Origin of the sequence: Streptomyces sp. NPDC006265, from assembly GCF_040613555.1 — a bacterium.
In the GTDB taxonomy this organism is placed as follows: Bacteria; Actinomycetota; Actinomycetes; order Streptomycetales; family Streptomycetaceae; genus Streptomyces.
This window is the reverse complement of sequence record NZ_JBEXSH010001410.1, coordinates 1-1,401: the sequence shown is the minus strand read 5'-3', so window position 1 is coordinate 1,401 and position 1,401 is coordinate 1. Positions and strand designations below refer to the sequence as shown.

The 1,401-nt window shown below is 71.7% G+C and carries 1 protein-coding gene and 1 pseudogene; both read right to left on the bottom strand.

Translation table 11 applies throughout. The features are described from left to right. Positions 1-106: 106 nt before the first annotated feature. The gene (locus ABZ281_RS49360) at positions 107-514 is read right to left on the bottom strand and encodes a VOC family protein (protein ID WP_356665381.1); all 408 of its coding nucleotides are present in this window, start codon (positions 512-514) and stop codon (positions 107-109) included. Between the two features lie 126 nt (positions 515-640). After that, positions 641-1,401 (bottom strand): annotated as a pseudogene (locus ABZ281_RS49355) (hypothetical protein); the annotation flags it as partial.

Sequence of the window (1,401 nt, the reverse complement as noted above, 5' to 3'; positions counted from 1 at the left end):
GCGAGTGGGGGTACCCCCTGCTCGAGCGGAGTCGAGAGCGTGGGGGAGCGTGCCGGGCGTCGTGACGGGGCGAACGTTGCCTGTCGCGGCACTAGGCCGCACACCGTCAGCCCTGGACGGCCGCGGGGTCCATCCACACGACCTCGAAGGTGTGGCCGTCCACGTCGTCGAAGGCGCGGCCGTACATGAAACCGTGGTCCTGGGTCTCGCCCGAGACGGAACCGCCCGCCGCCACCGCCTTCTCGACCAGTTCGTCGACCTTCTCGCGGCTCTCGGAGCTCAGCGCGATCAGCACCTCGCTGCTCTTCTTCGGGTCCGCGATGGCCTTCGTCGTGAACTGGGAGTACTTCTCCTCGGTGTGCACCATCACCACGATCGTCTCGCTGATCACCACCGAGGCGGTCGTGTCGTCGCTGAACTGCTCGTTGAGCGTGAAGCCCAGCTCCGTGAAGAACTTCTTCGAGGCGCCGAGGTCGCCGGTGCACAGGTTCACGAAGATCATCTGCTGGTACATGCGAGGTCTCTCCCATCAAGTCCGTGTCGTTACGCGGGATAGACCGGGGGCCGGTCCGGAACTCATCGCCGTTCGGAGATTTTTCTCGTACGAGTTTTCCAGCGAGGACAGCGAGAGCCGCGGAGCTCAGCGCGCCAGGGGCAGCGCCGCCAGTTCCGCGACCGTCAGGGTGAGCGGACCGAACAGGGCGAGCAGCGCGACGGCGCGCAGAGCGGCGGCGCTGCGCAGGATCGTGGCGGGGGCGCCGAGGCGCAGCAGTGCCGCGGTGGTGTCCGCCCGGGCCTGCCGGGCCTCGACGGCTGCGGTGAAGAGCGTCGCCGTCGTGCAGCCGGACACGAGGAGCACGCCGAGGGTGGTGAGCGGGCCGAGCGAGAGCCCGTCCGGGGCGTGCAGCAGTGCCATGGCCCACGCGGCGGACAGGACCGCGCAGACGACGCCCAGGGGGCGCCCGATGCGGACGGCCTCCGCCATGAGGATGCGGCCGGCCAGGAGCCGCAGGGCGCCGGGGCGGGCCCACTGCAGCAGCCGTCCGCACAGGTGGGTCAGGCCGGGACCGGCCAGGGCCAGGCCGACGGCGGCGAGCGCCCAGCCCGCCATCACGCCCGGGGAGGCGCCGGAGAAGGAGAGGTCGGGGGGTGTCGGGGCGGTGCGGCTCGTGTAGCTCTCCACGGCGAGGCCCGCGGCCAGCACGGTGATCCCCCAGGGGAGACCGGACGGGGCGGCGATGGTGTCAGGCAGGGCCGCTACGGGGGCCGTGGAGTCGTCGGCGGCGTCGGACTCCGTGCCGGGCGGGCCCGTCGACGTCGTCTTCGACCGGCCCTTCCCCGCCGACACCATCGCCCAGGCATTCCGGCTGCGCGTCCTGCACCCTCGCGAAGCATCCTTCC